General features: G+C 38.7%; 15 protein-coding genes. 8 read left to right on the top strand and 7 right to left on the bottom strand.

Going from position 1 to position 15,181, the window contains the following annotated elements:
- Positions 1-346: 346 nt before the first annotated feature.
- The 3 genes from AC4IFE_RS17095 to AC4IFE_RS17085 are packed head-to-tail and all read right to left on the bottom strand — an operon-like array spanning position 347 to position 2,581.
- Complete coding sequence (locus tag AC4IFE_RS17095) at positions 347-1,036, bottom strand: Bax inhibitor-1/YccA family protein (protein ID WP_490758351.1); 690 nt, start codon at positions 1,034-1,036, stop codon at positions 347-349.
- Between the two features lie 25 nt (positions 1,037-1,061).
- Positions 1,062-1,502 carry a peptidylprolyl isomerase gene (locus AC4IFE_RS17090; protein WP_490758350.1) on the bottom strand — a complete coding sequence of 147 codons (441 nt, stop codon included), beginning with the start codon at positions 1,500-1,502 and terminating at the stop codon, positions 1,062-1,064.
- 44 nt (positions 1,503-1,546) lie between these two features.
- Positions 1,547-2,581 (bottom strand): acyl-CoA reductase, encoded by a 1,035-nt coding sequence (locus AC4IFE_RS17085; RefSeq protein WP_490758349.1) that lies wholly within the window; start codon positions 2,579-2,581, stop codon positions 1,547-1,549.
- Positions 2,582-2,640: 59 nt separating this feature from the next.
- Between AC4IFE_RS17085 and AC4IFE_RS17080 the strand changes: the two genes are divergently transcribed.
- The 7 genes from AC4IFE_RS17080 to AC4IFE_RS17050 all read left to right on the top strand — a co-directional run bounded on the left by AC4IFE_RS17080 (position 2,641) and on the right by AC4IFE_RS17050 (position 10,695).
- On the top strand, positions 2,641-2,991 hold the full coding sequence (locus tag AC4IFE_RS17080) for a 4Fe-4S binding protein (RefSeq protein ID WP_490758348.1): 351 nt from the start codon (positions 2,641-2,643) through the stop codon (positions 2,989-2,991).
- A 121-nt stretch (positions 2,992-3,112) separates the two neighbouring features.
- Positions 3,113-4,177, top strand: coding sequence for a 3-phosphoserine/phosphohydroxythreonine transaminase (gene serC / locus AC4IFE_RS17075; protein ID WP_490758347.1), 1,065 nt, complete (start codon positions 3,113-3,115; stop codon positions 4,175-4,177).
- Between the two features lie 123 nt (positions 4,178-4,300).
- Positions 4,301-5,266 (top strand): D-2-hydroxyacid dehydrogenase, encoded by a 966-nt coding sequence (locus AC4IFE_RS17070; RefSeq protein WP_490758346.1) that lies wholly within the window; start codon positions 4,301-4,303, stop codon positions 5,264-5,266.
- 3 nt (positions 5,267-5,269) lie between these two features.
- Positions 5,270-6,514 (top strand): DUF1015 domain-containing protein, encoded by a 1,245-nt coding sequence (locus tag AC4IFE_RS17065; protein WP_490758345.1) that lies wholly within the window; start codon positions 5,270-5,272, stop codon positions 6,512-6,514.
- A gap of 55 nt (positions 6,515-6,569) precedes the next feature.
- Positions 6,570-7,973 carry a M20/M25/M40 family metallo-hydrolase gene (locus AC4IFE_RS17060; protein WP_490758344.1) on the top strand — a complete coding sequence of 468 codons (1,404 nt, stop codon included), beginning with the start codon at positions 6,570-6,572 and terminating at the stop codon, positions 7,971-7,973.
- 1 nt (position 7,974) lies between these two features.
- A complete protein-coding gene (locus AC4IFE_RS17055) occupies positions 7,975-9,333 on the top strand; it encodes a M28 family peptidase (RefSeq protein ID WP_490758343.1) in 1,359 nt (452 codons plus the stop codon).
- 3 nt (positions 9,334-9,336) lie between these two features.
- Positions 9,337-10,695 carry a M20/M25/M40 family metallo-hydrolase gene (locus AC4IFE_RS17050; protein ID WP_490758342.1) on the top strand — a complete coding sequence of 453 codons (1,359 nt, stop codon included), beginning with the start codon at positions 9,337-9,339 and terminating at the stop codon, positions 10,693-10,695.
- Between the two features lie 112 nt (positions 10,696-10,807).
- On the opposite strand, the gene AC4IFE_RS17045 is transcribed toward AC4IFE_RS17050, so the two are convergent.
- Positions 10,808-11,005 carry a hypothetical protein gene (locus tag AC4IFE_RS17045; protein ID WP_490758341.1) on the bottom strand — a complete coding sequence of 66 codons (198 nt, stop codon included), beginning with the start codon at positions 11,003-11,005 and terminating at the stop codon, positions 10,808-10,810.
- A gap of 506 nt (positions 11,006-11,511) precedes the next feature.
- On the opposite strand from AC4IFE_RS17045, the gene AC4IFE_RS17040 reads away from it, so the two are divergent.
- A complete protein-coding gene (locus AC4IFE_RS17040; protein WP_490758340.1) occupies positions 11,512-11,775 on the top strand; it encodes a hypothetical protein in 264 nt (87 codons plus the stop codon).
- A 338-nt stretch (positions 11,776-12,113) separates the two neighbouring features.
- Here AC4IFE_RS17040 and AC4IFE_RS17035 read toward each other — a convergent pair whose 3' ends face one another.
- The 3 genes from AC4IFE_RS17035 to AC4IFE_RS17025 all read right to left on the bottom strand — a co-directional run bounded on the left by AC4IFE_RS17035 (position 12,114) and on the right by AC4IFE_RS17025 (position 15,072).
- Positions 12,114-13,286 (bottom strand): aspartyl protease family protein, encoded by a 1,173-nt coding sequence (locus tag AC4IFE_RS17035; RefSeq protein ID WP_490758339.1) that lies wholly within the window; start codon positions 13,284-13,286, stop codon positions 12,114-12,116.
- 151 nt (positions 13,287-13,437) lie between these two features.
- Positions 13,438-14,478: a peptidylprolyl isomerase gene (locus tag AC4IFE_RS17030; protein ID WP_490758385.1), complete on the bottom strand. Its 1,041-nt coding sequence runs from the start codon at positions 14,476-14,478 to the stop codon at positions 13,438-13,440.
- 81 nt (positions 14,479-14,559) lie between these two features.
- The gene (locus tag AC4IFE_RS17025) at positions 14,560-15,072 is read right to left on the bottom strand and encodes an FKBP-type peptidyl-prolyl cis-trans isomerase (protein ID WP_490758338.1); all 513 of its coding nucleotides are present in this window, start codon (positions 15,070-15,072) and stop codon (positions 14,560-14,562) included.
- Between the last annotated feature and the right edge of the window lie 109 nt (positions 15,073-15,181).

The raw sequence follows: 15,181 nt of genomic DNA, 5'->3' as shown, positions 1-15,181 counted from the left end.
ATGTTCAAAAAATCCCGGTGAATGTCATCAGGATTTTTTGGGTTTAAATGGACGAAATGGTCGAGATTGAAAGATTGAAGAATTTAAAGATTTAATTATGCCTGATAAAAAAGGGTTTTAGGAAAGACTATTTCCTGTTTATTAAAAGACTAATTGCATTAATGCCTTGCACTAATAACACCAAAACAGGCACTCGTCATTAGTGATATTTGTGAAAAATAGTTGTGGTATTTGTGTTTATAAAGCTTAAAAAAATCCCGGTGAAACCATCACCAGGATTATTATTGATAAGAGATTTAATCTGAATTAACAATTCTTCATTCATCACTTTACATTCTTATTTAAATTAACTTCTTCTGCTCATCAGGATTCTCAGAATATACCAGAACAAAAGCATAATGGATGCAAAAAGCTGCAATGAAGCCCCTACATACTGCCCTGTTGTATACACATCTTTAAGCTTACTTGTTTCATAAAGAATACTTGCAGAAGCCAGAAGCACCATCCCTACAGAAAACCAAAGTCCCAGGTTAAACCCGAAAATTGCTCCGGCCACAATCAGCCCTATCGAAAGAAAACCTCCGATAATGATGATGTTTCTCAGGAATGAAAAATCTCTTTTAGAAGTAAACGCCACTGCAGAAAGTCCTGCAAACATGGCAATGGTAAGCATGGCAGCCTGGAAAATGATATTTCCTCCACCCTGCATTCCTGCTGCAATATAAATCATAGGCATAAAAATCACAGCTTCCAGAATGATGTAAAATCCTAATCCGAAATACTGTGTGGTCCTGCTCTGCGAAAGCGACCATTTAGAAGCCAGCATTGAAGCCAGCCAGAAAACACCGATAATCAGCAACCATGTATATTTCTGTCCGAACATCATGGCAATGATCTCCACAGGAACCGTTTTCAGTAAAATAGTTTCAACCCCGATAAAAGCCAGGATTGATAAAGCGACATGCAGGTAAGTTTTTCTGTAAAAAGCTGCCTTTTCTAAATCGGAGGATTGAGCAACTAAAACATCTGTCATCATAGTTAGTATTTTTTATTGTTTTAAATTATTTATCTTTTTTCGCCGGCATTACCCCAATAATCTTTCCATCTTCTTCAAATACAGCCATAATTACCTCTTTTGAAGAACCTCCTGCATATTTGTAACTGATGCTTGGCAAACTGGAACCATCCATTAATCTGTGGTATCCTGTTTTCAAAATTTCCAGCTTTTTATTGACATCAAAGCCTTCTTTAACTTTTTTCAGAACACCATCCGTAACGATCTCTTTTACCTTATCGGAAAGAAGGGCATCAATGCCTGAACGGTCCGGAGATTTAAGTGCTTCAACAAACTTAAGAAAGTTGTCATTATAGAGATTAATCTTCTCTTTGCTCAACTGCACAGGAATCTCTTTCTGAACCTTTTCAACCTTCACATCCGTTACTTTCTGAGCAAACATCAGCTGTGCGGCAAGAACTGTAAGTCCTAAAAATATTTTTTTCATAATCTTTTTGGTATTGGTGAAATAAGTGAGTTAAGATACGAAAATCAGACCACTTCCAAAAATTTCATCGTATCCACATTATCCGCATAGGTATCCAGGGCAGGATGCTGCGCCTCACCGAAAGGAATTGAATCCAATCCCAGCTCTTCTTTAGCAACAATACACTGAATGTTTTCTTCATTTTCCGCAATGAAATTTTTAACATTATCCAAGGATGAATACCTGCTGAAATGAATCACGGAAAGCGGACTGAAAAGCTTATCATCCTCTTTCAGCATGACAAAATTATTGTCCCAGAATTTATCCTGGTTCAGGAGATAAACTGCTCTGTTATAATCATAGTTATTCGCATATTTATTATGATTGATAATATCCTGGAAGCCTATAAAACTTTCAAACAGCCTGTCGATAATAAAGTGTTCAGGAATAAAAACCCTGGTTACATTTCTGCATCCCAGTCCGAAATACCTGAAAATATCTTCGGCCAGAAGCTGAAGTTCTTCAGGGGTTTCATCACCTTTCAAAACCGCCACAGAGGTCCTGTTTTTCCTGATAATATTTAAATGGTCCTTGAAATAATATTCAAGGTACCTTGCCGTGTTATTGCTTCCTGTCGCGATCACGGCATCAAAATTTTCCAGTCTTTCAACAAATTCAAACTGTATGGCTCCATCTGACAACTCATTCCATTTTTTCAGCAGAAACGGGACCATCTGCTTATCTTTTGAAGACAGCTTGATCAGTGGAATATGACCGCTTAAAACAACAGATATCACATCATGCAGCCCGACCAGAGGAATATTCCCGGCCAGAATCAATCCTACCCTTTTTGAACTTTTGGAAACGGAATAGTTTCTGAGCCAATTGTTTATATTTTCCTGAGTAAGCAAATGAGTCCACTCTGTAAGAGCAAATTTCTGATTCTCAAGGGTAAACCAAGGATTCTCTATTTCGGATCTTTTCAGCAATAACTCAAACTCTGTATCATGATCATTATAATCCTCAGGATTCTTTGCTAAAAACTCTTTTATGTATGCGCTTAACTTAATAAGTCCTAAAACTTTATTTTCGATATTCATAATTACTTTTAAATTGGGGAATATTTTGTAATTTTGTGCAAATTTAAAAAAAATTAGCGATGGCTATTAAAATAACTGATGAATGCATTAATTGCGGAGCCTGCGAACCGGAATGCCCAAATAATGCAATATATGAAGGGGCCGTAGATTGGAAAGCTTCTGAAGGTACTGCTCTTACGGGTACTGTGACTATGCCGTCAGGACTTACTGTAGATGCAGATGCGCCGCAGGAACCGGTAAGTGATGATGTATATTTCATTGTAACAGATAAATGTACGGAATGTAAAGGATTCCATGAAGAACCTCAGTGTGCAGCTGTCTGCCCGGTAGATTGTTGTGTTCCTGATGAAGACCACGTAGAATCTGAAGAAACCCTGCTTAATAAAAAAGCGTTCTTACACGGTGAATAATAAAGGCTCCGTCTCAGCATAATGAGACGGTTTTTTTAACCAAAAATTTAAAGAAATCTAGTAAAATATCAATAATAAACCGCAAGTCCATAAAACTCTTGCACAACCAAAAAAGTAAAATATGAGCAAAAAACACAATTTCAGCGCAGGACCATGCATTTTACCTCAGGAAGTATTTGAAAAATCAGCAGAAGCTATTTTAGACTTTAATGGAATCGGACTGTCTCTTCTTGAAATTTCTCACAGAAGCAAGGATTTTGTTTCTGTAATGGACGAAGCACGTGCCATTGTGAAAAGACTGATGAACCTTGGTGATGATTATGAAGTACTTTATTTAGGGGGCGGTGCAAGCCTGCAGTTTGCGATGGTTCCTTACAATCTTTTAAAAGTAGGCGGTAAAGCAGCTTATCTGGATACAGGAACATGGGCGGCAGGAGCTATTAAAGAAGCAAAAAAATTAGGAACTGTGGATGTTGTAGGCTCTTCTAAAGAAAAAAACTATTCTTTCATTCCTAAAAATTATACGGTAGGTTCAGAATACGATTATTTCCACTGTACATCAAATAATACAATCTACGGCACTCAGATGAAATCTTTCCCTGAGGTAGACACTTTGATGGTTTGTGATATGAGTTCTGATATTTTCTCAAGACAGATTGATTTTTCTAAATTTGACCTGATTTATGCCGGAGCTCAGAAAAATATGGGCCCTGCAGGAGTTACCCTGATTGTGATCAAAAAAGAAATTCTTGGAAAAACAGGAAGAGAGAATATGCTTTCTATTCTGGATTACTCCCAGCATATTTCAAAAGAATCCATGTACAATACACCTCCGGTTTTCCCTGTATATGCTTCTCTTCTTACTTTACAGCATCTTGAAAAGAACGGTGGAATTGCAGCAGCAGAAGCAAGAAATGAGGCCAAGGCAAAACTTTTATATGATGAGATCGACAGCAATCCTCTGTTTGAAACATTCTGTGTAAAAGAAGACCGTTCTTTAATGAATGTTTCTTTCAACATTACAGACGAGAGCAAAAAAGAAGCATTCGACGCTGCGTGGAAAGCTGCAGGAATCAGCGGATTGAATGGACATAGAAGCCTGGGTGGTTACAGAGCAAGTTTATACAACGCTTTACCTATTGAAAGCGTTCAGGTTCTGGTAGATGTTATGAGATCAATCAAGTAATTAAACACTAAAAAATTCAAAGATTGAAAAGTTTAGAGCAGTTAATTAAAATTTATTAATTTGCGACCCGATTTAAAATGTTTAAATATCTAAATTTTTCAATCTTTAAATCTAAAATAACACATGAAAGTTTTAGCAAACGACGGAATCTCGAAAACAGGAGAACTGGCCCTTACAGAAGCAGGATTTGAAGTCCTGCCGAACAGAGTGGCACAGAATCACGTGATCAATTTCATTAATGAAAATAACGTGGATATTCTTTTGGTAAGGAGCGCAACGAAAGTAAGACAGGACCTGATTGATGCCTGCCCAGGTCTGAAAATCATCGGACGCGGCGGTATCGGAATGGACAATATTGATGTGGATTATGCTAAAAGCAAAGGGATCAAAGTGATCAACACACCTACAGCATCATCAAAATCAGTAGCTGAGCTCGTTTTCGGACACTTTTTTGCCCTGGCAAGATTCCTTCACGAGTCGAACAGGCTGATGCCTTTGGAAGGGGAAACCCACTTCGATGCCATGAAAAAGTCATTCAGCAAAGCGTATGAACTTTCAGGAAAAACACTTGGAGTGATCGGCTTTGGAAGTATCGGACAGGAAGTTGTGAAAATGGGAATAGCATTAGGAATGAAAATTAAGGTGCTGACTAAAAATCCGAAAACAAAAGTTCTTACCCTGGACTTTTTCGACGGACAGAGCCTGAACTTTGAGATCACTTCCACCAATGATATGGATGCTTTCCTGAAAGATACAGACTTTATCAGCATCAATACGCCAAAAACGAATGAATATATTATAGACACGCCTCAGTTTGAAAAAATGAAAGACGGAGTCTACATAGTAAATACTGCAAGAGGCGGCGTGATCAATGAGGTTGCCCTTATAGATTTCATCGAATCTGAAAAAGTAGCGGGAGCTGCGCTGGACGTGTTCGAAAACGAACCGACTCCGGAACTCCCTTTACTGATGAATCCTGCATTATCTCTTTCTCCTCACGTAGGCGGAAACACCATAGATGCACAGGAGAAAATCGGTGCAGAACTTGCAGAACAAATTATTAAGCTACAAAAAGAAACCATAAGATAAAATATGCCTGTTTTTAAACCTTTCCGTGGAATAAGACCTCATAAAGACTTTGAGAGCACTTTCCCTACCCATCCGCTGGACAATTTCACCCAAGAGGAGATTGCAGAGAAAGCTCAAGTTGAAAATACTTACATCAATATGATTAAACCTTATGTTGTAAGTAAATCCAAAGATATTGACCGGAATTTAAGAAAGATCCGTTCAACATTTGAAGAACTTCTGGAAGAAAAGAAACTGCTCCAGGACAGTTCATCATATTACCTTTATGAGCAGATCTACCCCAATAAACAGGTTTTCAGAGGCTTGCTGGGATTAGCGAGTATTGAAGATTTCTGGAACGGAAAGATAAAAAGGCACGAAAGTACCATTCCACAGAAAAAAGAAAAGCTGGCCCATTATCTGGACAAAGTAAGTCTTCAGGCTGAACCAGTGCTACTTACCTATCCTTCCAATTCCAAGATCGAGCTTCTGATGAATCATGAAGAGAAGAATGTTCCTATTTTCAACCATGTGGATTCTATCGGGATCAGACATAAGATCTGGAGAATAGACAACCGTCTGAAACTTCAGCAGTTCAAAGAGGTAATCGACCAGATCGACTCGTTTTATATTGCAGATGGCCACCACAGGATCGGCTCTACAGCATTGAATGCAAAGCACCACAAGGAAAAGAATAAAAGACATAACGGTACTGAGGCCTACAACTTTGTGTACAGTTTCATTGTATCCAACCAATCCATCAAGATCCATGATTACAACAGGATTTTATCCGATCTTAATGGACTTTCCACTGAAGAGTTTTTAAAAGAGCTGGATCAGTATTTCCTGATCCACGAAAAAGGCGAAATATCCTATTTTCCTTCGCAGAAATTCCATATCTCGATGTATCTGGATGGTAAATTTTATTCACTTCACGTGAAGCATGACCTCCGTTCAACGGAAATGTCCCTTGATAACCTTGATCACCATCTTTTAGACAAATATATTTTCAAAAATATCCTTAAAATAGAAAATTCAGACAGTTCCGAGAAGATTTCCTACGTCAAAGGAACCTCAAATATCCAGGGAATTAATATTTTAAAGGAGAAGATTGATAATGGTGAAGGAAAAGTAGGGTTCGGAATCTATCCCGTGAGTTTCAATGATATGATTAAAATTTCAGACCTGAGACTCAGCATGCCTCCAAAATGTACTTTCATCGAACCGAAGTTGGTTACAGCACTGTTGATGTATGACATGAAACCTTAATAAATTCCTATTTTTTTCCTACTTTTATCATCGGAAAAAGAAAGGTAAATAAAAAATGAAAAAAATCTTCATTATACTTCCACTCTTTTTGAGTGGATTTTTATTTTCTCAAAAAAAGCCACAGAAAAAACCGGTAAAAAAGACAACCGTGGCCAAGTTCAATTACCATGATGAATTCAGGAAAATCTCAGATGAGATCATGGCCAACGGTACAGCCTATGAGAATCTTGGAGAGCTTACCAAAGGTATCGGACCGCGTTTCAGTGCAACTCCCGGCTATATAAAAGCGGTGGAATGGGCTGAAAAAAAACTCAAATCTATCGGTATTGAAATGATCTGGAGAATGGAAGCCAAAGCTCCGGTCTGGATAAGAGGAAGAGAATCTTTGCAGATAAAAGCGGCAAATGGAGATTGGAAAAATATCAGAATGCTGTCTTTCGGGAATTCTGAAGGGACAGGCGGGAAAGATCTTACAGGCGAAATTGTTTTAATCAATTCAACTTCTGAGCTTAATGCCATGTCGGTCGGGCAATTGAAAGATAAGATTGTTTTCGTAAATCTTCCGATGGATCCGAAAATCATTAATACAAATGATTCTTATTTAATTACCGCCAAATCTAAATTAATTTCCGCTTCCGTAATTTCTAAAACAGGGGCAAAAGCTTTAATTATAAGATCTTTAACCACAGCTATGGACGATACACCACATGCAAAAATGGTGTATTACGAACCTGGTGACAAAGTGAGAATTCCCGCATTATCCATCGGAGTAAGATCTGCTGATGAATTAGAAAAACTATTAAAAAGCCAAAAGGTTACTGCCAAACTCAATATGACTGCGCAATCAAAAGGCGACACTACCAATCCGAATATTATTGCTGAAATTCAGGGTAAAAAAGATTCCAAAGTGATTGTTTTAGGAGCTCAATTAGACTCCTGGGATTTCGGTGAAGGTGCTATTGATGATGGAACCGGTGTTGCCCAATGCATTGAAGTTTTAAGAACATTCAAAGCTCTTGGGATCGAAAATAACCATACGATAAGAGTTGTTTTTTATGCGAACAGCGAAAACGGAGGGCAAGGGCGTGAAATGTATGCAGCCTATGTGAAAAAGAAAGAAGAAAAGCATGTTTTTGCTTTAGGGACAGATGCAGGAGGATATTCACCAAGAGGATTTTCCTTAGATATGCCGCCACAAAGACGAAGACAGGTCTTTGAATGGAAAAACTATTTCCTTCCTTACGGTATTTATGATTTTGACCAGACTGAAGCCATTCAGGATATTTCTCCACTGAAAAAGCTGGATATTCCTTTAGCCGAATTGGTTGTAGATACACAAAGATATTTCGATTACCACCACTCTGAGCAGGACACATTCGATAAGGTGAACAAAAGAGAGCTGCTGCTAGGCGCTACGGCAATGACACAGCTTATTTTCATGATTGATAAAAACTGGTAAAATGAAAAAAGCCACTATTCTTTCACTCTTAATGGTAAGCATGGCTGTTTCCGGACAGTCTAAGGAAGATTCTATACAGTTCAGCAAGATTTCTACGGAAATACTGAATAACGGAAAAAGTTATCATGAATTAAAGGATCTTACCAAAAATATAGGCAACCGTTTAAGTGGTACTGAAGCTTATGAAAAATCGGTGAAATGGGCAGAACAAAAACTCCGTGAAGCCGGCGCTGATAAAGTATGGCTGCAGGAAGTAATGATTCCGGTCTGGGTCAGGGGCAGGGAATCTCTGCAGATCAGAACAGCAGACGGCCAATGGAAAAAACTGAAAATGCTTTCTCTGGGAAATTCCGAAGGAACAGGCGGGAAAGATGTCTCCGGCGAAATGATTATGGTAAAATCTTTAGAGGAGTACGATAGGCTTCCGGCAGCTCAGGTAAAGGATAAGATCGTGTTCTTTAACTACCCTTTCAATCAGTCACATGTGCAAACCTTTCTTTCGTACCGGGAAGCCGGAATATACAGAAGATCCGCAGCCAGTTTAACGGCCCGGAAGGGAGGAAAATTTGCAGTCGTCCGGTCTTTGTCTTCAGCATTTGATGATGTTCCCCATACCGGCAGTATGCGGTATGATGAAAACATTTCCAAGGTACCAGCCGTGACTATCGGAAACACTACTGCAGACGAACTGGAAATAGTATTAAAAGATAAAAAAATCATCGCAAAACTCAATTCTAACTGCGGCATGAAAGGAGAAAAACTTTCTCATTCAGTCGTTGGCGAAATTACCGGTAAAAAAGACCAGAACGTAATTGTGGTAGGTGGCCACCTGGATTCATGGGATGTAGGCGAAGGGGCCCATGACGACGGTTCCGGAATTGTTCAGAGCATTGAAGTATTAAGAACATTTAAAAAGCTGGGAATTAAAAATAATCATACCATCCGGGCTGTATGTTTTGCCAATGAAGAAAACGGGACAAAAGGCGGAAAACAATATGGAAAAACAGCAAAAGAAAGCAATGAGAAGCATCTCTTCGCTATAGAATCGGATGCAGGCGGCTTTTCACCAAGAGGAATATCCCTGGAAATGGATGATAATAACAGAAAACAAATCCAAAGCTGGCTGAGTCTCTTCCTGCCCTACGGAGTTTATAACTTTGAAGGAAAGTATTCCGGATCAGATATTGCCCCGCTGCACGAAATGGGTGTTCCCACAGCAGAACTGGTTCCCGATCCTCAGCGTTATTTTGATATTCACCACACAGAAGAAGATACTTTTGAAAAAGTCAACAGCAGAGAACTCCTTCTCGGTGCTGCAGTAATGACACAACTTATTTATATGATTGATAAAAACTGGTAAATTATGAAAAAGATAATCGGAACTTCATTATTATTTCTGGGAATGGCTGCCTTTGGCCAGTCTAAAGAAGATTCTATACAGTTCAGCAAAATTTCCACAGAAATACTGAACAACGGGAAAAGCTACACAGAATTAAAGGATTTAACCCAAAATATAGGACACCGCCTCAGTGGATCGGAAGCTTATGAAAAGGCTGTAAAATGGGCTGAACAGAAACTTCGTGATGCCGGAGCAGATAAAGTATGGTTACAGGAAGTAATGGTCCCGGTCTGGACCAGGGGCAAGGAATCCCTGCAGATCAGAACAGCAGACGGAAAATGGAAAAATATGAAGATGCTTTCGCTCGGCAATTCCGAAGGCACAGGTGGAAAGGATGTGTCCGGCGAGATCATTGTCGTGAAATCTATTGAGGAATATGACAGGCTTTCTGCAGATCAGGTAAAGGATAAGATAGTGTTCTTTAACTACCCTTTCAGTCAGTCTTTTGTAGAAACATTCAGAGGTTATAGTGATGCTGCCAAATACCGGGTAACCGCTGCTTCACTGGTTGCTAAAAAAGGAGGAAAGTTTGCTATCGTCAGATCCCTCTCTTCAGCTTTTGACGACGTTCCACATACCGGAGCAATGCGTTATGAGGATAAAATTTCAAAAATTCCGGCTATAGCCATTGGAACTACAACGGCAGACGAGCTTGAGGCTCTTTTAAAAACCCGGAAAGTGACTGCAAAACTCAATTCTAACTGTGGGATGAAAGACGAAAAACTGTCTCATTCTGTCATTGGTGAAATTACCGGCAAAAAAGACCATAGCGTAGTTGTGGTCGGTGGTCATCTGGATTCATGGGATGTTGGTGAAGGTGCTCACGATGACGGTGCCGGAATTGTACAGAGTATCGAAGTATTGAGGACATTTAAGAAATTAGGAATTAAAAATAACCATACCATCAGAGTAGTCTGCTTCGCTAATGAAGAAAACGGGGTAAAAGGCGGTATTCAATATGGAAAGACCGTTAAAGAAAAGAATGAGAAACACCTTTTTGCCTTAGAATCCGATGCAGGAGGCTTTGCGCCCAGAGGAATCGCCCTGGAAATGAATGATGAAAAGAGAAACCAGATCAAGAGCTGGACCAGCTTATTCATTCCATACGGAGTGTACAATTTTGAAGGAAAATATTCAGGAACGGATATCTATCCTCTTCATGATATGGGAGTTCCTACGGCAGAGCTGGTACCGGATTCTCAAAGGTATTTTGACATCCATCACACGGAGGAAGATACATTTGACAAAGTGAACAGAAGGGAACTTCTTTTGGGTGCTGCGACAATGGCTCAGATCATCTATATGATTGATAAGAACTGGTAAGATATTCTTTCTAAGGCAGTTTTTAACGCAAAATTCCGTCAACAAGTTGATTAGCGGGAAGGTAAAATGAATTTCAATTTTTGTTTTCTTTTCCAATCAGCTTGTTGACTTCTTACATAGGGGAAACCAATTTTTGCATGTCTCCCGCATGTCCTTCAGTTACATATATTAACTTGCCAAATCTTTGGTTTTTTAAGCTTCTGTGATCTTCTTCTCTCTTAAGCATGAACCTGAAAATTCTAAAGTACTCCACAATTTTTGTGACTTTTGTAATTTTTAAAAAATTGAATTCAATTCTTTCGTCTTTCAATTTCTATATTTCTCTGTTAATCACCTACAAACTTAAACCTACTTAGCGATAAAAACAAATAGGAAAATTCACTTTGGCATGAAATTCGCAAGCTAAATCATTGAAAAAAAATTATTTAAAACACAGACGATGGGAAAAGGTTACGTGGGAGCTCCAGTTTCCACTGAGCCGGATAAGGGCGTTTCATATTTTTAATATGGCTCTTTTTCTTTAGATACCGTATGCATCGGAAAAGATAATCCCCTTATCAATTCCATTTACGATGATGATTGTGTACGGTGTCATAAAGCTCATGAATTCCTTTCCGGAATTCAATACTGTTTTTTAATTAAAACTTTCTGGGCAGCTAAAGCATACCCTGATGTAAGACAATCAAATGGCCATAAGATCATAACCTTAGCCAAGTTTAACTATGATCCATGTGCTGTTTAATGATATCGGAAAATGATTCCGGACCGTTCTATGGAAGAACGGAAAACAGATGTATAACCCTTAAAAAGTGATTAATGATGAGAGACTTTTTTGAAATGATTTTTAAGAGAAATGAAGATGCTGCAAAAATAAATGCCTGGAGCCTGATGCTCCTGTTAAGTTTTGCTGTTTTTTCTGTGCTGGTATATTTTATATATGCTTCAAAACCTGATTTTAACAGCTTAATCGTATACCTTACCGCATTTGCGGCATACCTCGGCTTTGGAATTGTATTTATCAGCTCCCTTGCCGGAAAAATGAATTCTTCTTACGGAAAGAAGAAATCAAGACACGCATAACTTTAATTTCTACTTTACTAGAAAGCCGTTCAATATTTTTGAACGGCTTTTTTATATTGAATCTACTTTAAATAATAAGATCTATACATCTGTTAATCAAAGATTATAAGATGGCCAGTAAAAGATATTTGTAATACTAAATTACGGTAAATAATGACTTTTCTAACCACAAAAGTCACAAAAGCTTTGGAATAAGTTAAAGTTAATTCTTTGAGAATAGAAGTTCGCATAAGCTTAAAAAATCTTAGATTTTTATGATTTTAAACTCTTTCTGAACTTGAGTCTATATGCTGCTCAATTCTCAAATAGTAAAAACTCTAAAACTCTTCACATAAATCTTAAACCCCGACTTTCAGAAACTCCTTTTTATCCACCTTCACCTGCATTTCCTTTCCGTCTCTCCTGATTTTAAGATCAATCGAATTCTGCCCGTTTTCTACTCTATTAAGAAAATAATGACAGGCACTTTCTTTATTAAGATTATCCAGATTAACATTGTTGATACTGATAATAGCATCTCCTACTTTCAATGGAAAATTTTCTTCCTGGAATACAAAGGCAACTGTTGGCTTTGCCTCTATAAAACGGTATCCGAAGCCAAAGGACTCCAGTTTGGCAGGCTTATTTTTGATCCGTTTCATATAGATCTTGTTTCCGGACCAGTCGAGGATGAACACAAAATTTTTAAAGAAATCATTCCCGATCAGGTTGGCCCCTCCCGTGGCAACTATCTCGTTAAAAAAGCTTTTATTACCTAATGACAGAGCTGCAGTCCGGAAAATATATCCAGGTGAAGGTTTTCCGGCCCCATAAGCGCCAATAGAGTTCGTTCCATAGACTTCGATACTCTTTAATGTTTTTTCGGCATTATATGCGTTGTCTGCGATCTTTAACCTTCCGGAAAATCCGGTGTCGAAGGTGAGCTCTATTTTTTTGCCCTGCAGATCAGTTTCCACAACAGGAGTTTTCTGCAGTCTGGGACTGAAAGGAATGACAATATCATAGTCTGCAGGATTAAAACGGGCAAGATCTTTTGAGGCTTCGAGTGAATTTTCCGAATAATTGATCTTCCAGAAAAGCTTTGCCATCTGATTGGCTCCAAGAATACCATCAATTTTGAAGCAGCTTAACTCAGAAACGCTGAAATCCATCACTACAGCTCCCACATTTTTGAAAACAGCTTGATCTACAGTCATCTCGGGTAGAATGGTAAAGATCTGTTCCTGTTTGTTTTTCTGTGAATCCTTTACATTACTTTTATGTTTTTTCTCCAGTCCCAGCTCAGTGTAGACTGCTGTAGAGATCACTGTTGGCGCTCCGGTGTCAAACAGAAAATTGTAAGGCTTCCCGTTAATGTTTACCTGTACAAAAGGCAGATCACTGGCATATCTCAGGTTGATCTTTTCTACTGGATTCTGAAGCTGTACATCACCGCTTTTGAAGAATTTCTTCCCCTGTGCGGAAAAAGTGGTTGTGGAGAGAATAAGAAAGGTATAAAGGATTTTTTTCATAAAATTACTTTACACGAAAATAGGGAAATTACATTAAACTAAAAATTATAAGCTTTTACCTTGACCGAATCCTATTTCTATATAATTTCTAAATTTCCAGCGACAAAAAAAGCCGTCCTTCCGGACGGCTTTCAAATATCTTAATTCTCAATTACTGTACTTTCACAAGCTCAACATCGAAGATTAACCATGCATTTGGCGGGATAACACCTCCTGCTCCTCTTTCTCCGTAAGCCATTGCCGGCGGGATCAGTAATGTAGCAGTTTCGCCTTCTTTAAGCAACAGGATACCTTCATCCCATCCTTTGATCACTCTTCCCATTCCGATTGGAATTTCAATTGGCTCATTTCTTTTGAATGAAGAATCGAATTCTGTACCGTCGATTAATTTACCTGCATAATGTACAGATACATTGTCACCAGCTTTAGGAGCTTTTCCTGCCGGAGCTGTTTTAGTAATCTTGTAATATAATCCGGATTCAGTTTTCTGCATTCCGGCTTTAAGGTCTTCAACCATTTTTTCCTGGTTAGCTTTGAACTCCTCTTCTTTTTTCTTTCTCTCAGCTTCTTCTTTAGCGATATAAGCTTTATTGTTTTCTGCGATTTTAGCTTTTCCTTCTGTGAAAGTTTTTGCTGCATCGTAGTTTTTGTATTCGTCACCTTTACTGAAAACAGAAACTTTTTCTAAAACGATATCTGTTTTAGGTTTGTCCTGAGCTCCTTTTTCTACGTTAGCAATTGCATCGATTACGTCATTACCTTTAACCACTTTTCCGAAGATCGTATGTCTTCCGTCCAACCAAGGGGTTGCCACTTCAGTGATGAAGAACTGAGAACCGTTCGTGTTAGGTCCGGAGTTCGCCATAGAAAGGATTCCTTTTCCTGTATGCTTAAGATCGTTTTTCTCGTCCTCGAATTTATATCCAGGATCTCCCATTCCTGTTCCCTGAGGATCACCTCCCTGGATCATGAAATCTTTGATCACTCTGTGGAAAATAGTCCCGTCATAATAAGGAACTCCTTTCGCCTTAGCTTTGTTGTCTATTTTTCCTTCTGCAAGACCAATAAAATTGGCTACAGTTACCGGTGCTTTTTTGTCTTCGAACTGCACGATCAGGTTTCCTTTAGAAGTCTGAAGATTTGCATAAAGTCCGTCATGAAGACCTTCGTAAGTTTCTTTGTCTACGTTCATTTTTTTATAGATTGGGGTACAACTCATCAGCGAGATACTTGCCGCTGCCAGAATTATATTCTTGTTAAACAATTTCATTATTTATAGCGCTTTTAATTTTATGATTAATGGTATATCGTTGTCTATATTCTTTTCGTCTCCAAAGGTTCCGTAGGCCAGTGAAGAAGGTACCAAAAGCGTCACTTCCTCTCCATCATGCATAAAACGCAAAGCATTCTCTACCGCTTTCAGTTCATCAAAATGCCCGAATCTGGCATCTCTTCTTTCAAAAGGCTTGTCATAGATTTTGGTTTCATCAAAATCATACAGATCATAAGAATAAGAGATGGGTGTATTATCCGCTCTTCTTTCTCTCTGATCAAAACCATCAACAGTTACCCAGTAATTAAGCTGTGTAGGGTAATACTTCACGGGCTGGCTGCTGATCCACTCCTGGATCTGGCCGCGCTCTATGGTATTGAGGTTTCTCATCCTTTCCTTGGAAACATCCAGGTCTTTCCGGCTCAATACTCCACCTACTGGAGGATGCGCCGCAGGTGCATTCCGGTTACAGCTTAACAGGCTTACTGCTGATATGAAGAGTAATTTTTTCATAAACTTTTGCGAAAATACGCATTTCGGAGAAATATTGTTCAATAGGTTTTAAAAAATTTAGCAGATCATCATTAAGTATTTCCGGTGAATGGTTTTACAGGAGATTTAA

Source organism: Chryseobacterium sp. UF-81 (genome assembly GCF_058245105.1).
This window is presented reverse-complemented; position numbering and strand designations above follow the sequence as displayed.